13 protein-coding genes are annotated in these 19,632 nt (G+C 37.3%); 1 reads left to right on the plus strand and 12 read right to left on the minus strand.

Translation table 11 applies throughout. From position 1 onward, the window contains the following. Positions 1 to 14: 14 nt before the first annotated feature. The 9 genes from MK482_RS03730 to MK482_RS03770 all read right to left on the minus strand — a co-directional run bounded on the left by MK482_RS03730 (position 15) and on the right by MK482_RS03770 (position 16,137). Positions 15 to 386: a GFA family protein gene (locus MK482_RS03730; protein ID WP_000912012.1), complete on the minus strand. Its 372-nt coding sequence runs from the start codon at positions 384 to 386 to the stop codon at positions 15 to 17. Positions 387 to 669: 283 nt separating this feature from the next. Further along, positions 670 to 5,751, minus strand: a complete 5,082-nt coding sequence (locus MK482_RS03735) for a S8 family serine peptidase (RefSeq protein ID WP_268718012.1) — start codon at positions 5,749 to 5,751, stop codon at positions 670 to 672. A 207-nt stretch (positions 5,752 to 5,958) separates the two neighbouring features. Beyond that, positions 5,959 to 7,350: a peptidoglycan-N-acetylglucosamine deacetylase PgdA gene (pgdA, locus tag MK482_RS03740; protein WP_268718013.1), complete on the minus strand. Its 1,392-nt coding sequence runs from the start codon at positions 7,348 to 7,350 to the stop codon at positions 5,959 to 5,961. A gap of 97 nt (positions 7,351 to 7,447) precedes the next feature. After that, a complete protein-coding gene (gene ezrA / locus MK482_RS03745; RefSeq protein WP_268718014.1) occupies positions 7,448 to 9,175 on the minus strand; it encodes a septation ring formation regulator EzrA in 1,728 nt (575 codons plus the stop codon). 78 nt (positions 9,176 to 9,253) lie between these two features. Further along, positions 9,254 to 11,200, minus strand: coding sequence for a DNA topoisomerase (ATP-hydrolyzing) subunit B (gene gyrB, locus MK482_RS03750; protein ID WP_268718015.1), 1,947 nt, complete (start codon positions 11,198 to 11,200; stop codon positions 9,254 to 9,256). Positions 11,201 to 11,214: 14 nt separating this feature from the next. Further along, positions 11,215 to 11,778, minus strand: coding sequence for an HAD family hydrolase (locus MK482_RS03755; protein ID WP_268718016.1), 564 nt, complete (start codon positions 11,776 to 11,778; stop codon positions 11,215 to 11,217). An 85-nt stretch (positions 11,779 to 11,863) separates the two neighbouring features. Beyond that, on the minus strand, positions 11,864 to 12,418 hold the full coding sequence (locus MK482_RS03760; protein ID WP_268718017.1) for a DJ-1 family glyoxalase III: 555 nt from the start codon (positions 12,416 to 12,418) through the stop codon (positions 11,864 to 11,866). Positions 12,419 to 12,428: 10 nt separating this feature from the next. Then, positions 12,429 to 13,652 (minus strand): FtsW/RodA/SpoVE family cell cycle protein, encoded by a 1,224-nt coding sequence (locus MK482_RS03765; RefSeq protein WP_261088236.1) that lies wholly within the window; start codon positions 13,650 to 13,652, stop codon positions 12,429 to 12,431. Between the two features lie 4 nt (positions 13,653 to 13,656). Beyond that, positions 13,657 to 16,137 (minus strand): bifunctional DnaQ family exonuclease/ATP-dependent helicase, encoded by a 2,481-nt coding sequence (locus MK482_RS03770; protein ID WP_419151646.1) that lies wholly within the window; start codon positions 16,135 to 16,137, stop codon positions 13,657 to 13,659. 123 nt (positions 16,138 to 16,260) lie between these two features. Here MK482_RS03770 and MK482_RS03775 point away from each other — a divergent pair, with 123 nt between their 5' ends. Beyond that, complete coding sequence (locus MK482_RS03775) at positions 16,261 to 16,446, plus strand: hypothetical protein (RefSeq protein ID WP_001068558.1); 186 nt, start codon at positions 16,261 to 16,263, stop codon at positions 16,444 to 16,446. 24 nt (positions 16,447 to 16,470) lie between these two features. On the opposite strand, the gene MK482_RS03780 is transcribed toward MK482_RS03775, so the two are convergent. The 3 genes from MK482_RS03780 to MK482_RS03790 all read right to left on the minus strand — a co-directional run. After that, positions 16,471 to 17,322 (minus strand): NAD(P)H-hydrate dehydratase, encoded by an 852-nt coding sequence (locus tag MK482_RS03780; RefSeq protein WP_268718019.1) that lies wholly within the window; start codon positions 17,320 to 17,322, stop codon positions 16,471 to 16,473. Between the two features lie 13 nt (positions 17,323 to 17,335). Beyond that, positions 17,336 to 18,157, minus strand: coding sequence for a hypothetical protein (locus MK482_RS03785; RefSeq protein WP_049510316.1), 822 nt, complete (start codon positions 18,155 to 18,157; stop codon positions 17,336 to 17,338). A 239-nt stretch (positions 18,158 to 18,396) separates the two neighbouring features. After that, positions 18,397 to 19,632 (minus strand): SIALI-17 repeat-containing surface protein (locus MK482_RS03790; RefSeq protein WP_268718020.1); only part of this gene is annotated, 1,236 nt, incomplete at its 5' end.

Raw genomic sequence — 19,632 nt, forward strand, 5'->3', positions numbered from 1 at the left:
TTATCTTTTTAAATTTATTTATCAAGCAACCAAGAAAAGGCTGGGTCCTGAAAAATATGACGTTTAGGAACAGTTTGTAAATTCTGATCGCATTCATCTATTGTACCTAATTTCAAAGCACAGACTTCTGGTATATTTTCTTGAACAGTGAAAATTTGACTATGACAGTTCTGGCAGTAATAACGCTGTTTTCCTGGAGAAGAACTATAAGAAACAAGCTTTTCTTTTCCATGCAATACTAACTTTTCACTGCTAACTTTGGCATTAACTGTATAGGCAGACGCAGTTGCTTTCCGACAAAATGAGCAATGACAAAAAACTAATTCCGATAATTCCTCATCTAGAGTGTAGGTCACTGCTTTACATAAACAAGATCCTTTAAGCATTATGCTCCTTTCTACTTAGGCATTAGACGAATTCAAAAAGAACCGAATTTCAACACCCAAGCCTTGCGACTAGGGGCGTCAGAAACGCGGTTCCACCCTAATTTATTACTTCATTGTTTTTAAAAATATTACAGAAAGCGCCAGTTCTTTATTTTGCCCTACTTGGCTCCCACTATCCCAAGTTCGCTTGAAGAACGCCATAAGACTTTCTTTCCTGCTGACTATTATATCAGAATTGTAACATACTGTAAATCAAAAACTATAGAAAGATGTATTGTATTCTCTACTCACTTTTTGAAAAAGTTCCAAGTCCGATAACTGACAATAAGAGAGAAATTCCTGAAATACTTAGAATAATAGAAATCATGTTATTCTCACCAGTGGCTGGTAATTGTTTTCCTTCTTTGTTGACTGTAGCTAAAAGCACTTGTTGACCACTTCCAGCTAGTGTTTTATTCTCATGCTTAGCTTCTATATTGGAATGATGTATTGCAATTGATGTAGCTTTCTCAATTTTATCATTGCTAATTGAAGACTTAATAGTTGAGACTTGTCTATTGTGACTTACTAATTTAACAGGTTGCACTTGAGAAACTGGCTTAATCGTTACAACTGGTTTAGCTGGAGTAACTGGCTTGATTACTACAACTGGTTTAGCTGGATTAACTGGCTTGATCGATGCAACTGGTTTAGCTGGATTAACTGGCTTAATCGTTACAACTGGTTTAGTTGAAATAACTGGCTTAATCGTTACAACTGGTTTAGTTGGAATAACTGGTTTAATCGTTACAACTGGTTTAGTTGGAATAACTGGCTTAATCGTTACAACTGGTTTAGTTGGAATAACTGGCTTAATCGTTACAACTGGTTTAGTTGGAATAACTGGCTTGATCGTTACAACTGGTTTAGTTGGATTAGCTGGTTTAATCGTTACAACTGGTTTAGCTGGAATAACTGGATTAACTGGTGCAACTGGTTTGGTTGGAATCTCTACTTTATTAGCCTTAAGTTTTACAGCCGTCTCTTTTAGAGCATTGATTACTGCATTAATTTCTTCTTGACTAGCTTCTGCATTTTCCAAAAGTAGCTTAGCTTTGTTGAAAATAAGATTATATGAATCTTTCTCCTCTTTGCTAGCTGTCAAAAATCTTGGATCTTTATCTTGGAACTTCACTTCATCCACGATAACATTTTTTAAGCTCATGAAATCTGTTTCTTTCCCATTCAGCTGGTCTTGTGCTTGTAAGAAAGCGGTCAATAGACGGTCGATTTCATCTTGAGTTATCAAATCTTTTGTAATTAATAATGCCAAGAGTTTAAACTCACGATCATATTGATCTTTGAGTTCTTGATCAGAATTTATATATTTACCTTTTTTAACTGTCTCAGCATATGCTTTAATAGCATTCTTCAATGATGTGATATCAGATTCCTTACCATCCAATGTTTGCATAGCAGACTCTAAAGCCTTAACAATTTGGTCAATTTTATCTTGGTTAAGTTTACTTCCCAACGCTAGTTGCGCATCTTTGACACTTTGATCAAAAATCTCTTTTAACTTCTGTTTTGTATTATAATATCTTGGAGTTTTAACTACTTCCATTTGTTTATTTAAAGCTGCAATTAGAGCTAACTTAGAAACAACTGAAAGTGACAAAACATTATTTTTACCAAACAGAACTTTAAATGGTTGAAGATTATCAAGTAATTCATAACCCTTTGATAGATTTACAAGAACTTTATACTCACCAGTAACTACTTTCTTACCATAAGAATGTTTACCATATGTTTCAGCTGGCAAGACTTGGCTCTGACCATCTTCACCTACTAAAGTAATCGTTGTAGTTCCAGGAACAGCTTGATTAAAGCCAACCGTTACTGGGGCATATTTCATTTTGTTAGCCAAGAAGGTAATAGTTTGAAAACTATTTTCTTTAGTTAAATCAAATTCCTTAGATAGAGCACTCACAAATTTCAACTCTGTACGGTCATAGCTAAAAATTTCCGCAACATAATGCCCAAATTTCAAGAAATTAATATCTTTTGACTTATCAACAGTTACATATTGACCTTCGCTATTTTTAATGCGATAAACATAAGTTGTATCAATCTCATCATTGGTTTTATTGTTTAGTATAGCAATTTTTACACGACCACTATTTTCTTCACCTACAAGATCTTTGAGAGATATAAAATCTACATTTCCCGCAAAGTCTTCTACATAATAGAAGATTTTCGATTTATCAACGTTCTTAGGAAGTGTATAACTACCATCTTCATTTTGTTTGATAATTTGATACTGTTCGATTTCTGAATCTGTCGTCTCTCTATTTTCAGAAGGACGAATATAAAAGACTTTTTCTAGAAGAATTCCACCATTTCCTACATCCTGAGGTTTGCGAGCTATAAATTGTTCTTGATCTTCTTGAGAACGAATATATCCCGAAGTAATCAAAGGTTTTTGTGTATCGATTTGAATTTTAAATATTGTGTATTGTTCCTCAGCTCCAGGGACATCTGGCTTATAACTAATAACATAGTCATAAATTCCATCAGAGACTCGATTTCCATTAGTATCCTGTCCTCCCCAAGCTGTTTTATCTACAATGTAACTTCTTGGATTTCTAGTATCACCATCAAAATAATTTTTTACAAGGTCTGTTGGACGACTTTGCCAAATAGGCTGACTGTGTGTTGTATCCGAAGAATCATAAACCGTCGCACGAAGATTTACCAAGTTTCTATAGACAAGAGTTTTAAATTGAACAGAATCTTTATTACCATCCTCATTTGGCGAGATAGCAAGGCGGATGTTCCCTTTTTCATCTAATTGAAGATGGTATTTTCCTTCAGCATCTTGTTTCACTCCGAGTACAGTCACTCGATTTCCTTGACGCTCTGCTTTTAAAACATTTACATCATTTTCAGAACTTGTTAAATAAGTTGCATCGTCTGAAGGTGAAATTCCTGGATTATCTTTATCAATTTCAGAGTAAAATCCACTCTTTCCTTCCTGAATCAATTGATAAATTGGTTTTTCAATTGCAGGTAGATTTTGGAATTCTCCCTTAAATCCCATAAATGGTAAACCAATAACAGAACCATCATCTGCAGGATTGACAAATCTAACAAATCCTTCTAGAAAATAACCATTTGGCATTATTTTGCTAAGTTCTTCAGTAAACTTACTTGTATCTACACTAACTGTTACCGTCTTCGTACTATGAGCTTTCACAGTTACTTCAGGCCAAACTGTTTCAGTTAGTTTTCGTGGACGGAGAGTGAATTTCCCTTCTTCAACTTCGTCCGTATTTGTATTTACAATCATCTTCAATGTTTGGTCTTTATCCGAAATATTATGAATTGTAACTTCAAAGGTAAATTTATCACCAACATTGCCAAGAGTAACACTTGGATAGTTATTTGCACCTGTTACAAATAAATCTGTGCTTGTTGCCGCCATCGTGTCAACTACGCCAGCACCTTGCTGACGTGGAGAAGTATAGGCTCCAGTTTGTTTATTAAAATGTGGTTTTGCAGTAGACATAATTAAAGCTTTTACAATCTCTGAAATTTGACTAGCTGATAATTCAGGATGTTTTTTCGCTAAATATTCTTTGACTAATGCTGCGACACCAGCTACATGAGGAGCCGCCATACTTGTTCCACTGATACTTCCATAGCTATTGTCGTTAAATGATGAATAGATATTTCCACCAGGTGCAGTAACATCTGGTTTCAATTGTCCATCAGTTGTAACTCCCCAACTTGAAAAATCTGATAATTGGTCTGCAACATCTGATTTACGATTATCCATTTTGTGATTAAAGACAATTTTATACTGACCAGATTTAAGAATTTCACCATAATGTTTTGAAATAAAGACAGATGGGATTTTCTTAGCATCACCTGTAACAGACATACTAACATTTGCACCTTCAACGTTGTTATAAATTAAAACTCCAGCTGCACCGTGTTTAAGAGCATTTTTAATCTTATCAGAAAAATGAATTTTACCACGTTGAATCAGTGCTAACTTGCCTCTTACATCAATATTAGCAAAATCTTCTTCACGACCAATACCCGCTGCTACATATTCGTATTCTTTCCCTTTTTCAAAATCTTTTTCTGTTTCAGGTCTATTAAAATCAAACTTACCATAATCAAGGGTAGCGTCATTTTCTAAACCTTTTACTTCAAAGACTTCAGTAGTTAGAATTTTATTATTTATCGAAGCAACAGAAATTGAATCTTCTACTGTAGAGGGATTTCCGACGAGACCATAATCAGGATTTGCTGCCAATGGTTGTGAAAAACCTCTACCGAAAGTATTACTATTACCAGCAGCAATAACAACAGATACTCCTTTAGCGCGTGCTCTTTTTACTGCATCAATGATATCTGAACCTGCATCTACCGTTGAACCCGCACCTGCACCCAAACTCATATTAATCACATCTGCACCTAATGCAACAGCATCATCAATAGCTTTTACATAGAGGGCAGAGGCTGTAGTTTTATTTCTGTCTGAAAAAACTCTCATAAACATAATTTGAGCTTCTGGCGCCACCCCATAAACCTTCTCAGAATTTGGGGCTTTATTAATAGGATTTCCAGCTACAATCCCAGTAACATGCATCCCATGAGACTCTTTTTCAGCCTCTTTTATATTATCAGTTCCATCAAAGTAATCATAAGCATATACTACTTTATCACTGTACCATTTCCCATAGTCAATACCAGCAGCCTTTTTAGCTTTTTCGATATCATCCTGATTTTTAAATTTCGCCTTTGACGGATCAGAAATACGCAAAACCTCATGATTCAAATCAAGACCTGAATCTATAACAGCTACTACAGTTCCTTGTCCTTTATGTCCTGCTTCCCAGGTTTTAGGGACAGTAATAATTTCATTACTGGAGATACTGTTTGGCTTTTCTTTATGTCCACCTTGAGATAACGAATGTGATTGGATGCTTTCCGAAGAAGAATTACTTTTCACTGCTGATTCTTCCTTCTTCTCCTCACTTTTTATAGCAGTCGTTTCTTTCTGTGTGGTTACATTCTTGTCTGACTTATTATCTCTATATTCTATAGAATCATCTTGTTTTAATGACTCTGTCACTTCTGTTTTTTCCTTCGAAGAAGAATTTAGAGCATTCTTGTCAGCCGTGACTGGCGGTGCGAGCTTATTTGAATCATCTAATTTATTAGTCGTTACAGCATGTGTAACTTGATTGGATGTTTCAAATTTTTCCTCATCGGCACTAACCTGTGCGAAAGTAAATCCGAATGCAAAGACCGTTAGCAGAAAAATCGTTGCTACTTGGTACTTTTTATGGCAAAAATCTTTGCAATCTCCCATAAAATCACTCCTTTTTATTTAAATTAAAAGTATTATATACTAAATTATCAGAAAATTCTATCAAAAACTTATTTTGTAACAAAATTGTAATATTAACCAATCCTATCACGAGATTTAAACATAAAAAAATTTAGCCTAGAATAATACAAGACTAAATTTATTTATTGAAAAAATACTTACTATGGAATTGGTCATTCAACAAAAATCTTACTGATCACGATCATAGAATAGTTCATGTGATTTCAATCGTGAATTAAGCATTTCAGGAACTGTGACAAAGTGATATCCTTGCTCTTTTAGATAATCTATAATCTTTGGTAAAGCATTCACTGTTTCAGCATGGATATCATGCATTAAGATAATCGAACCATTACGAACTTGACGTTGAATCTCTGTCAAAATAGATGCTTCATTTTTACTCTTCCAGTCTAGACTATCCACATCCCACATAATAAAGCTCAAATCGAGACTATTGCGAATGTCATCTGTAATAGCTCCATAAGGGGGACGCATAAGTTTGGAGCTAGACCCCAACACTTTAGTTAGCGCATCCTCAGTATCAGTAATTTGTTTTTTAGCTTCATCAAGCGAAAGTTTTGAAAGCACTGGATGGCTCCAACTATGGTTTCCAATGACATGGCCATCTGCTTTCATGCGTTTCAATATCTCTTCATTGCCAGAAACATTCTTACCTAAAACAAAGAAAGTTGCCTTGATACCATACTTAGAAAGTGTATCTAATGCTTGATTTGTCGTCGCAGGATTTGGTCCATCATCAAAAGTTAAAGCTACTACTTTTTGATTTTTCTTTTCATAATAAGCCTTATAAAGTTCGACATCCTTATCTAATAAATAAGAGGATTGTACTACATCAAAGAAACTGGATACTGGCAAGGCAATCTCATCTATATTTTCCACTGCCTGGCTTGGGTAAAGGATAATTTGACTATCCTTGTAATCAAAATTCCATGCAGACAAATCTTGATCAGAAAAGCTTTTAACAAGCTGATCAATCTTTCCTTGTTCTAATTTCTTATCCTTTAAGAAAGATGTAAGTTCTTTTAGCAATATCTCCTTTGCCTTACTAGAATCTGAAAATAATTGATCCAGGGTAAATAATTTACCATCCTCAGTCAAATATACTTTTCCAAAGGAAGTTTTCTCTGTCTCCTCTACCTTAGAATTAGACAAATCATAGATTTGCTTGCTTATACTGTGTGTGATAATTCCCTTTAAAACTGAATCTAGTTTCTCTGTATAATAAAAAACAAGGTTATCTTTATCTTCTAATTTATCTTTAATATCCTGATTAATCTTATCTTTTATTGAAGGAATAAGCTCATTTCCTTGGAGAGGATAATAAACAATAATCTCAGCCTGGCCCTTTTTAAAGCTTTCCTTCTGACTTCCTTCGTTGAAAAGTTGATCTTTTTCATTTTTAACGGTTTGGATAGTTTCTTCAAAGGTATATTTTTGGAAAATCTTATAGCCGATTGCACCGCCTAGGAGAATCATCGCCACTCCCAAAATTCCTACAAAAACGAGTAAAGTACTTCTCTTTTTAGCGTGACTACTACGCTTTGTTCTATTTTTCTTCATATTTACATGATATCAAAACCAAGCATTAATTTCAATGATAAACAAGCAATCTCATGACTTTTGAGCAAAGAAAAAAGCTTAGAATAAACTAAGCTTTTTAGAAACGAATCGTCTCACGTGTTTTCTCATAAGAAGATACAAAACGATTTGTAACACCAGGCTCTGCAACTTCCAAAGCTTGCGAAATCTTATCAAATGAAGCATGATAATCAAATTCTTTTTCAAAAATTTCTAATGATTCATTAAAGGCTTCTTGAATTCGTTCATCAAATGAGCGGTAACGGTTCGAATACTGTAGCAATTGTTCTGTCAATGTTGCATATTGAACAATATTATATGTTTCTTCTTCAAGTGCTTCCATGTCATTCGTTGTAATTTCAAGAATTCGATTCACTGATTCAACATCAACGAGTTCTTGTTCTAACTCTGACATTAATTCTTCTGTGTTATGACTCGCAGTGAAGAAGATTTTCAAGAAACTTTGTGGAATCCCTGGTAAATTTCTCTTTTCCATATAACGTTTGATCGTATGCAAGCGATTCACATAAACATTTGCTTTTTGACGAGCATTAATGTCATCTTTTTCAACCTGCGTAAGACGTTGGCTAACAGAAATCTGTTCATCTTCAATCTCTTTAAGTTGGCTTTGGAGAGCTTCTAATTGCTCCTCCAAAACAGAATATGCTTGAGTTGGTTCTGACTGATCTTCAATAACATCCATAATCGCAGTTTCAAGAGCAGATAAATCAGCTTGAATACGACGAACATGACTCGCATCTGTTTCTGGCAGAAGATAAGTCTGGCTCAAACGTTCAAGATCCTGAACAAGGACTTTATTATTTTCCTTTACATGATTGAGATAGGTTGGAAGTGTTGAAAGAAGACTTTCAACAACTTTCTGAGCAGCAATTTCACGAGTAAAAATATCGTAAAGTGAATTAATTTCTTCTTGAATTTGAGTATTTTCATACTCTGCATTATCCAATTCCAATTGACGAATATTTTCTTGATTCTTTTTCAAGGATTCATACAAGAGTTGGAAACGTGACTCGATATCTGTTTCTGTGAAATGGTAATTAGCATCTAATAATTTACGGTAACCTTCTTCCAAATCCACTAACTGATCAGGTAAACTACTTGTTAGAGTTGTTACAAGACCTGGAACACGGTCAACAATATGTGTTAAAGCAAGAATATGATTTTCAGTAGCATCCAGAATAGCTGCTGCTTCAACTGGGTCTCCCGAAGAATTCAAGGTAACAAATTGAGAGAATTCAGATTGAATGTTTTCCAATTGCTTCTCAATTTCTTGAAGAGCTTGTCCATATTTCTCTGAATCTTCTTCGACAGTATTTTGAAGCGATTCAAACAAATCTAAAGCATGTAAAACACGTCCACTGTTTTTAGACTCTTGTTTTTCAAGTTCAGATAAGGCATTACGAATTGATGTAATATCTTCTTCAATCAAATCAATTTGACTTTCAATTTGATCAATCTTATGTGTCGCTTTAAAGAAACGGAAAGAATTATTATAACTTTCTGCTTCGAAGATGTTATTTTCAATATCAGCGAACGAATTCAAAGATAAGTCTACCCATTTTTGATTCCATTCACGAAAGGCCACTTGGCTTTGACCAATCAAATGCATATTCTTTACTGCTTCGACCTCATCATTAACAGGAAGATTATAGAGCTGTTCTTTTCTTTCTTCAAGACCTGTTAATCTACTTACGTTTCGCTTGCGTAGAAAAATAGCTGCCACATAAGCCAGAATCAAAATGACTGCAATCGCAACCATTAGATAAATTAGTTGTCCATTAGACATATTAAACTCCTTTTATACTAGAAACAATCGTAATGATTATATCATATTTTTTAAACCATGGGAACCATTTCCCATTTTTTAAACGTCAAGTGTACTATAGACAGCATTTTCTTCGATAAACTCACGACGAGGCTCTACTCGATCCCCCATCAACATATCAAAGATTTTATCTGCTTCTGCAGCATCATCCACAGAAACTCTAGCCATCAAACGGTGTTCGGGATCCATAGTTGTTTCCCACAACTGGTGATCATCCATCTCACCCAAACCTTTATAACGCTGAATGGTTGGTTTGGCACGACCTTCACTGTGGCGTGCTAAGGCTTCTTGGAGTTTAATTTCTTGATCTGCCCCTGGCTGGATATATTCTTTAATCTCGCTTCCAACCTTGACACCATAGATTGGTGGTTGGGCGATATAAACATAACCAGCTTCTAGAATTGGTTTCATATAACGATAAATCAAGGTTAAAAGAAGGGTACGAATGTGAGCACCATCGACATCGGCATCGGTCATCAAAACGAGTTTTTGGTAACGGGCTTTTGAAACATCAAATTCTGCACCAAATCCTGTTCCCATCGCTGTGAAAAGACTACGAATTTCTTCGTTAGCTAGAATCTTATCCATACTTGCCTTTTCAACGTTCAAAATCTTACCGCGAATCGGAAGGATTGCCTGAAATTCACGGTTACGACCAGATTTGGCTGACCCACCAGCTGAATCTCCTTCGACGATGAAGAGTTCTGTCTCTGCAGGATTGTTAGAAGAACAGTCCGCCAGTTTTCCTGGAAGGTTGGAAATTTCCAAACCAGATTTTTTACGAGTGACTTCACGCGCACGCTTGGCAGCTACACGAGCTTTGGCAGCCAAAATCCCTTTTTCCACGATACGTTTAGCAATCTGTGGATTTTCCATGAGGAAATCAGAGAAGGCATCACTGAAGAGACGATTGGTAATCTTGACCACTTCGCTATTCCCCAGTTTTGTCTTGGTTTGTCCTTCAAACTGCGGATTTGGGTGTTTAACTGAGATAACTGCAGTCAGTCCTTCACGGACATCTTCTCCTGTTAAGTTGTCTTCATTGTCTTTCAGTAACTTATTCTTCCGAGCATAATCGTTGATAACACGTGTCAAGGCTGTACGGAAACCCTGTTCATGCGTTCCACCTTCATGTGTATGAATATTATTAGCGAAACTCATAACATTTTCATGGTAGCCCGTTGTGTACTGCATGGCTACTTCAACTGTGATATCCTCCATCTCACCATCTGTATAGATTGGTGTATCAAAGATCACATCCTTGTTCTCATTGATATATTCAACGTAACTAGCAATACCACCTTCATAATGGTAATGCTTGGTTTGTTCCAAACCTTCGCGCTTATCTGTGATGGAGATTTGAAGACCGCGATTTAGAAAGGCCAACTCTTGAATCCGTTTATTTAATTTATCAAAATCAAAGGTTGTTGTTTCCGTAAAGATTTCTGGGTCTGGTGTAAAGTGAACTGTTGTTCCAGTTTTATCTGTATCCCCAACCACCTCAAGGTCTGCGACAACATGGCCACGACGGTATTCTTGGTAATGAATCTTACCATTTTTGTGGACATGAACGTCTAATTGAGTGGAAAGGGCATTAACTACTGATGACCCTACTCCGTGAAGACCACCTGAAACCTTGTAGCCGCCACCGCCAAATTTACCTCCAGCGTGAAGAACAGTAAAGACAGTCTCAACGGCAGGTCGGCCTGTTTTTTCCTGAATATCGACTGGAATACCACGCCCATCATCGACAACAGTGATTGAATTATCTGGCTCAATAAAGACTTGAATATGGCTGGCAAATCCTGCCAAGGCCTCATCAATTGAGTTATCAACAATTTCCCAGACTAGATGGTGAAGACCTTCTTTTGAGGTTGATCCGATATACATCCCTGGACGCATACGAACAGCCTCTAAGCCCTCTAAAACTTGAATTTGACTGGCATCATAATCTTGTGCCTGCAGATTTTTGATTTCTTCTGTCATCTTATTCCTTTTTCTTACATGTCTAATACTTGTCTTAAATTCACGATACTGGTAAACAAGTGGGTAGCTAGTCCTGCAACTTGACCTGCTTCGATATCAATAGGACGATCACCAATAACAAGACCAGAGCTAATATGATACTTTTCTCTTAAATAAATCATGGACTCAGGATCTGGTTTTCTCTTAAAGCCTGAGTTAGAAGTCACCACTTCTGTAAAATAAGCTACTATAGAGGTTTTTTCTAAAATTTCCAAGACTTGATTATTTCGGTGTGAGACCAGAAAATGACGCCCTCCTTGATTTGAAATGTCTTCCAATAAGTCAGAAACTCCATCAAACAAAATCGGGTGTTCAAGCTCTCTGGCTTCATTTTCCTTGTACTTTTCTAAAAAATGCTCTAAGTTGGGAGCGAATGTCTCAATCGCAAAATCAGTAGAAACCTTTAAAGCCTGATAGACACTGTCATGGTCTTGTGTGATACCATACAGCGCTAAAGTTTCAACAAAGGCAGCTGTTGAAGTTTCATAATTATCCAGTAAAGTTCCACCTAAATCCCAGATGTAATCGTGATATTTCATACCCTTCATTATAGCATTTTTTTATGAAAAAAGCGATGATTTCCTAGATTTTTCCAAGTAAAAAAACGAGAGAATAACTCCCGTTTTACTGATTTTTACCAAAGACATCTCGATAGAGCATTCCTGTTCGTAAACCCTCTGCGTCTCCTCCTAATTGCTCCACCAACTCATAGGCAAAGGCAAGGGCTGTTGATGGACCTCGACTGGTTGTCAAGTGACCATCTACCACTACTGTTTCTTTGATGTATTGACCATCAAGGATTTGCTCTTGAACACCGTCATAGCAAGTGTACTGCTTGTTTTTCAATAGCCCTGCTTGATTGAGGGCAATTGGTGCCGCACAAATGGCTGCCAATTTCTTTCCTTTTTGCTCGAAACTTTGCAATTCTTTCATCAAGGTCTGATTATCACGTAAATGTGCAGAACCAGGCATGCCGCCAGGAAGAACAATCATATCATAGGCTGATAAATCTCCATCAAAGACACGATCTGCTCTTACTTGGATTGCATGCGAACCTGTTACTTGCTCCTCAAAACCAACCATATCACAAGTGATATTGGCACGACGCAAGACATCTACAACTGTCAAAGCTTCAATTTCTTCAAAGCCCTGAGCTAACATAACTGCTACTTTAACCATGATTTCCTCCTTATTTGATTCGTTTTAATACAACTTTTTTTCGCTTGAATGGAACATTTCCACTCTTTTCTTCAGCTAAATTTGTCTGGTAACTCATAGATAAAAGCAAGCCAACACCAATTAAGTTACTAATAATAGCCGACCCCCCTTGAGAAATGAAAGGCAATGGAATACCAGTCAAGGGAAGTAAGCCTGTCACAGCACCGATATTTTCAAAGATATGAAAGAGTAGCATCATGATAAAGCCAGTCGAAATATAGGTATAGAACTGGTTATTTGATTTTAATGTTATCTTTAGCATACGATAGATGAGAAGCAGATATAAAGCGATAACAAAAACAGAACCGATAAAACCAAAGTCTTCAGCAATAACAGTGAAAATCATGTCTGACTCTCGAACCGGAATCAGAAGATTCGATACATTGAATCCTTGACCAAACAAACCACCACTACCAATCGCAATCTGCCCTTGAGCCTGCTGATAAGTGGTTGTTTGGGCAAAGTCAAAAGGATTAAGCCAAGCTAGAATTCGATTAATTTGATAGGTTGGCATCCCAATCTGATGTAAGAAGGCACGTCCATCCTTACTCAAAAAAATTGTAAGAAAGCCGACTACACCAGTAACTCCTGTTGCAAAAACTGGGATAATAATTTTCCAAGAAACTCCTGATAATAAAACGATTCCTGAAAAGATAGCCACAAAAACCAAGGCTGTACCTAAGTCACTCTGAAGAGCTAAGAGAACTAGAATCGGAATAGTAAAAACAATCATCCAGCCTATCAATAGAAAATCCAAAGGAATTGTGCGTCGCCATTCCTTATGTTTTTGAGTAAATTGGACAATAATTCTTGCCAAAATCAAGATATAAGAAATTTTCATAAACTCTGAAGGTTGGAAGAGTGTTGCGCCCCCAATGGATACCCAGTTCTTAGCCCCAGTTGAAGCTACAAGACTTGGATTATAAAAAACCAGTGGTAAGACCATCAAAGCTAAACCAAGAACATATAGATAAGGGGTAATTTTCCAGAGAAATTCTGTATTAAAGAGCATGACCACAAAACCAATCACAAGCCCCAAGGCAATCCAGGCAACCTGCTGCCCTAAAATGGGTAAAATATTGTTCGGATAATCATGACTAACAGCTATATAAATAGTCACCACACCGATAACCAGTAGGAAAAATACTGGCAGGAGCAAACTATAATCGACTCTAGAGTCGAGAGAACGTTTCATATATTCACCTTTTCTCTTTCTTAGATTTTTCATTTTTGTTGTTTTGGAGGAAATCAATAACAGCAGAGGTAATCTGTTTTCTATTCACCTCTCTGATAGTTCTTTCCTTCGCTAGAGCTTGTCTAATCTGTTTACCATATCGTTTATGAACAACTCGACTATCCAGTATCACAGCAATGGAAGCTTGTTCCTCTTTTCTAATTGTTCTACCCAAAGCCTGTTTGAGACGAATAATGGCCATTGGCAGCTGATAATCATAGAAAGGATTCTTCCCTTCCTGACGCAATTCATGATTTAATTTTCGTGTTAAAGGTTCTTGGGGATTTTGGAAAGGCAATCGAGGAATTACTTGAATAACGCAAGGATGGGTAGAAAAATCAACCCCCTCCCAGAAACTTCCTGTTCCAAGTAATATTTGTCGTTCTCCTTTTTCAAAACGTTTCTTCAGCTGACTGGGTTCCCCATTTTTATATTGGGCTAAATGAGGATGGTCTAGTAAATCTGACACTGCTAACAGTAATTCTTTAGACGTAAATAAAACAAGCAAAGGCTCTTGAAACGTCTGTAAGGAATGGATAACTGATGTAACCTCTTCCGCATAATCTAAAGGAGATTGTTCAGTTACTAACGGAAAATCATTTACTAATAAAACTTCTTGCTGCTTCTGTTGTAAAGATTCAACTGTAATAAGTGGAGCATCAGTAAATCCTAATAAGTCCGCTAAAGAAACCCTATTACTGATTTCAAGAGTGGCAGATACGCCCAGTACTCTGCAATCTTCTGGCAATAAATCTGCTAGTAGAAAGCGACCTTTTTTACTTGAGCAGATTAAGACATCCTTACTTGACTTCTCAGCTGTTGCCAGCCAAAATTCACGGTCCGATGTAAAAAAGCGCGTCATACCTCTGTACTCGGGAAGATTTAACTCAGAAAAATGCTGGCGTAAGTTTTCAAGAGAATCCAACCACTTGTCATTCTTAAGTCCTGAGTAAAACTGATCTATCAAATAGCGACATTCAAACCCAATACTCTCAAGCAACCGTCTCTGAATAAGATCTTTTTCTGTTTCCAAGGACTTTTGAACTTGTGTTACTAAAGCCTCGAGGAGATAAGACTCTTGGGCGAGGTTTTCAAGAGCAATCAGCATTTTTTGAGCTTCATCTATGATTACCAAGCGATTGTTGACAAACTCTGGATCGTCCTCTAAACGTGTTACCAAATAAGCGTGATTGGTTAACAAAAGGCGACTCGATTTAGCCCTATCTTGACTGCGTTGCCAGAAGTCCTCAGAACTAAATAAACTTTTTTTTGAAAGTTTTCCATCATGTACAAGTTCAGGTATAAAATGTTGATAACGATACAGCTGCCCGATTTCATCTAAGTCACCTGTTTCTGTCTCTGTTAACCAAATCAATACTTGCATTTTAAAGCGTGTGAATAGGCGGTTAGACTCTGGCCTATGAAGTACTTTATAAAAATTATCGAGTTTCAAATAATTTTGAGGTCCCTTAAGACTATGAATATCAATATGGAAAGTATCTTTTAATCGACTTCCTTCTTCTTGCATAATTTGATTTTGAAGGATTTTGGTAGGAACACTAACAAGGATACCACCTTCACTTTCCATGCTCAAAGCTGGCAGTAGGTAACCATAAGTCTTTCCAAGTCCCGTTTGGGCTTGAATAAATGCGGTTTTCTGTTCCTTTAATAACTGCTCAACTTTTTCTGCAAATTCAACTTGCTGAGGACGTTCATCCAAGTCTAATAAGGAAATATTTTTAGTAAAATCCTTAGATAGCTTACGTGGTTTTAAAGACTGACTTTTCTTTCTTAGAAAGAGTCCATGGAACTCCATCAAATCGTGAGAAGAAAGGAGGGACTGTCGCTGATATACTTCTTCAATCACTAAATAAGTTTCATAAAGGAGGTTATCCGCAAGATTTAACAACGTTTCTAAAAGTCCTTTTGGTAACTGAAAAAGTTTTTGACGCATAAAAAGCAAAAGCTCTGCTGTTGCTTGTGCATCAGAGAGAGCGGTGTGGGCGTGGTCTAACTTAATCCCTAACTCTTGACAGAGAATGCCGAGATTGTACTTTTCAAACTGAGGGTACAAAACCTGTGCTAACTCAACGGTATCCACTCGTGGAGTTCTCAATTCATAACCTTCAAAAAATAAATACTCTGCCAGAAGATTTGCATCAAACTGTACATTGTGCGCAACAAAAACACCATCCTTGACCAGTTCAAAAATCCTTCCAGCTACCTGTGAAAACTCTGGAGCAACTGCCAACCGTTGATCAGTCAAACCTGTTAATTCTTTTATATGAGAATCCAAGGGCTCATGGGGATTGACATCAGTCCCATACTGATCGACGATTTCGCCATTTTCAATCACCACAATACCCACTTGAATAATTTTTGCCTTGCTTCCGGTGCTAGTGGCCTCTAAATCAACAACCACATACCGCTCAGTTCTCGAATTCATCATTAAAAATTATATCAAAAAAAGCCCTGTTTGACACCCCTCAACTTCGATAGAAAAATCTCTTTGCTTGAAAAAATTTTTATAAAATGTTTGAATAGTATTATACAGAAAAGGAGAAATAGGATGAACCCATTAGATTTATTTAACCAAGTAAAAGAATTAATCGAAACAAAAGATTTCGAAGCTGCTAAAACATTTGTTGCAGAAAATCAAGAACAGCTTGGAGAATACTTCTCTCAAGCTCAGCAGTTGATTTCTGGTTCTGAAGGTCTAGATGGCCTCGTTGGAAAGATTAAAGGATTTTTCTAAAAGATATAAAGGCGCCTGAAACAATCAGGTGCCTTTTTGAGATATTTTTTTCATTACTTTGGGAAGATGACTGCTGATTTCCGTCGGCAAGACCACATAAGATTCTTGAGATAGTTCTTGGGCTATAGCTGAATGAAAATGAGTCGCTACTGCCACACGCTCGTAGAGACTGGCCTGTCGAAATTGGCCTGCAAATCCTGCAATCATTCCAGCCAGTGTATCTCCCATACCACCAGTCGCCTGATAGGGACCACCAACCTGTAACTGGTAATAATCAGACTGGCCAACTTGCCAAATACGAGTAGCTGGACTTTTCTCCACCAAAATTGTTCCTTGAGGAAAGGAAGTCAGGGTACTAGCCGTTGCAGCTTCCTTTTGCTGTTCAATCGTAATTCCAGACAGCTTTTCCCATTCTTTTTGGTGGGGAGTTAGGATAAGCTGGTTAGATGGAAACGACAAACTTGTCCTAGCAAGAATGGTCAAGGCCCCTCCGTCTACAATCAAAATCTGATTCTTTTTTAAGCCAGCAAAGATCTGTTTGACTAGATCTTCTCCAAAAGCATCGTCTCGTAAACCAGGCCCTAGCAAGATAACTTCTGCCTTCTCCAATTGCTCTTTTAACAATTGCTGGTCTTGAAGAGAAAAGGCCATAGCCTCAGGTAAATGACTGTGCAAAGCTGGGATATTTTCCCTATCTGTTCCAACTGTCACCAAACCAGCTCCACTTTTAACAACTGCCAAAGCAGCCATGATGATGGCACCACCATAAGGATAAGTCCCACCCAGTAACAGCAAACGACCGTAATTTCCTTTATGACTTGTACGAGAACGTTCAATAATGACTTTTTCTAATAATGCTTGCTCAATCACTTTCATCGTTTTTCCTCAACTATCCTTTATCTGATTGTTTTAAAACAACTTGATAGACTTTCTTAGTCCACTCTTCTAAGTCTTCTCCAGCATAGTCAAGATAATGCACCCTATCTTGTATTTTCGTTGGAATAATATTTTCAAATTGGCTCTTATTATGAGTTGGAATAATACAAATATACAACTCACTAAATAAATTCAACATGTCCTTAATTTTTGCAACATGGTAGCCATCAAAAATATATCCAGTAACTTTAATCAAATCTGTATAGATAAAATGAAAACTCACTCCAGGAATAAACTTGTCTTGTAATTCTTTCTCTGAAGGAGCTCGACCTAATAAACGCTCCATCGCTAATCGATAACCAGAACTTGTATTTGACCACCCTAACATGACATAGTCAAAATAATCTATCGGATCCGATGCAGCATTTCTACTATCCAAAACCAACTCCTCAGCATCTCGCCCAAAGGCTTTCACAGCAGATAAGAGCTGACCTGTTTTAAAGATAGAAATCGCTACATCTATAGTCGTAGTATGACTACAGTAGTCCGAAGTCACTAACCTCTTATGTAGATCATAAGTCGAGGCTACTCTTTTATCTGTAGGGGTAAATGGTGGCAGAAAGTGATGCTGACAGATGTAATCTAAAATTTCTTTTTTTAAACAAGAATCAGCACATTCAATACTTGTTTGACGTTTATGAAGTTTTTCGTAAGCTATAAATTTAGCAATTTTTTCTAATTCCCACTCTTGAATATTTGGATAATCAATTAGTGCTAAGTAGTATATTCCATCCCATTGTAAACTATATTCCCCATTATAAATTTTTAAAATCATCTAATCACCTCACTCCATTATACAACAAAAAGGTACCCACCTTGCAGTTTGGATTACTATTTTTCTGTCTAACTTTTGGGGCACAATTCACCTCTCTTGCTTACACCTATATAAAACTGGAGAAGACCATGATTGTCTTCTCCAGTTTTTAGATGCCATCAACTTACTATAGTTGAAAAAGAAAGCAATTTTTAATCATCGACTAATATCTACAAATAGGAAGTCATTAGACGTACAGACTAATCTTCTTTACGTTTTACAGTTAATAGTGCTGCTGATAAGGCTAGTCCAACACTTGCCAAGAAAATAGCTTTTTCTGACTGCTTTTCACCAGTTTCTGGCAATCTCTTGTCTTCCTTGGCAACTTGAACTGGTGCTTCTGGAGTCTGAGCTTTTTCTAACGAGCTTAGCTTAAACTCTGGTTTTTCTACTGTCGGTGCTGGTTGGTCACCTACGGTTGATACCGGACCTGTGTACTCTGGTAGCTCATGTTTCAAGGCCATAACGGAGTTGACTCCACCTTGGAACTCTGGTTTCTCTACTGTCGGAGCTGGTTGGTCACCTACGGTTGATAATGGACCTGTGTACTCTGGTAGTTCATGTTTCAAGGCCATAACGGAGTTGACTCCACCTTGGAACTCTGGTTTCTCTACCATCGGAGTTGGTTGGTCGCCTACGGTTGATACTGGGCCTGTATAAGCTGGTAGCTCATTGACCAAAGCTTCAACTGCATTCACACCGCTCTGGAACTCTGGTTGCTCTACTGTTGGAGCGGCTTGATCGCCTACGGTTGATACTGGGCCTGTGTAGGCTGGAAGTTCATATACCAAGGCTTCAACTGCATTCACACCACCTGTAAATTCAGGTACCTCAAGCACTGGTGCTGGTTCTTCACCCTTGCTTGATTGAACAGGTTCTTCTGTCAATTCTTGATAGAAGCTCGCCAATTCATAAAACTCAGCCTTGCCACCTTCCCAGACCAGTTTAACATCTAGAAGAGAACCACCATTTCGGATAGCAAAGGTTTGGAGACTAGATGTAATGGCACCAAGATCTGTCCAACTTTCTTGTCCATCCTTAAGTGTTCTCGCTTGAACTCGTGCTTTCACTCCTTCAGGAAGGCTTGAAACAAGGCGTAGATGGTTGGCATTGGTTGGTTCTGACAAGTGGTAAACCAATTCACCCTTATCATTTTCCGCCTTGTAGCTAGTCAAGACTTTTCCGTCTACGAGATTAGTATAGAAGTTGCCTCGGCTTTCACCACCGTTTCCTTCTACAGTTGGATCATTGATTGGTTTGACAAATTCGCCATCATTGATCACCAATTCTGTAAATCCTACAAAACGAGCATCATAGTCAGCTGTATAGAGGACACGAAGATAGTTTGCTTTGACTGGTGTCGTCAATTCACCCTCGATATAGCGATTTCCTGGCATCTTAGAATCATGTGTCCAACCATCTGTCAATGAATCATC

The organism is Streptococcus mitis (genome assembly GCF_026782865.1).
GTDB lineage: Bacteria > Bacillota > Bacilli > Lactobacillales > Streptococcaceae > Streptococcus > Streptococcus mitis_CG.

Excerpts from the sequence above, each read along its gene's own strand:
- MK482_RS03730 (WP_000912012.1), bottom strand. The coding sequence starts at position 386 with ATGCTTAAAGGATCTTGTTTATGTAAAGCAGTGACCTACACTCTAGAT.
- MK482_RS03735 (WP_268718012.1), bottom strand. The coding sequence starts at position 5,751 with ATGGGAGATTGCAAAGATTTTTGCCATAAAAAGTACCAAGTAGCAACG.
- pgdA (WP_268718013.1), bottom strand. The coding sequence starts at position 7,350 with ATGAAGAAAAATAGAACAAAGCGTAGTAGTCACGCTAAAAAGAGAAGT.
- ezrA (WP_268718014.1), bottom strand. The coding sequence starts at position 9,175 with ATGTCTAATGGACAACTAATTTATCTAATGGTTGCGATTGCAGTCATT.
- gyrB (WP_268718015.1), bottom strand. The coding sequence starts at position 11,200 with ATGACAGAAGAAATCAAAAATCTGCAGGCACAAGATTATGATGCCAGT.
- MK482_RS03755 (WP_268718016.1), bottom strand. The coding sequence starts at position 11,778 with ATGAAATATCACGATTACATCTGGGATTTAGGTGGAACTTTACTGGAT.
- MK482_RS03760 (WP_268718017.1), bottom strand. The coding sequence starts at position 12,418 with ATGGTTAAAGTAGCAGTTATGTTAGCTCAGGGCTTTGAAGAAATTGAA.
- MK482_RS03765 (WP_261088236.1), bottom strand. The coding sequence starts at position 13,652 with ATGAAACGTTCTCTCGACTCTAGAGTCGATTATAGTTTGCTCCTGCCA.
- MK482_RS03770 (WP_419151646.1), bottom strand. The coding sequence starts at position 16,137 with ATGAATTCGAGAACTGAGCGGTATGTGGTTGTTGATTTAGAGGCCACT.
- MK482_RS03775 (WP_001068558.1), top strand. The coding sequence starts at position 16,261 with ATGAACCCATTAGATTTATTTAACCAAGTAAAAGAATTAATCGAAACA.
- MK482_RS03780 (WP_268718019.1), bottom strand. The coding sequence starts at position 17,322 with ATGAAAGTGATTGAGCAAGCATTATTAGAAAAAGTCATTATTGAACGT.
- MK482_RS03785 (WP_049510316.1), bottom strand. The coding sequence starts at position 18,157 with ATGATTTTAAAAATTTATAATGGGGAATATAGTTTACAATGGGATGGA.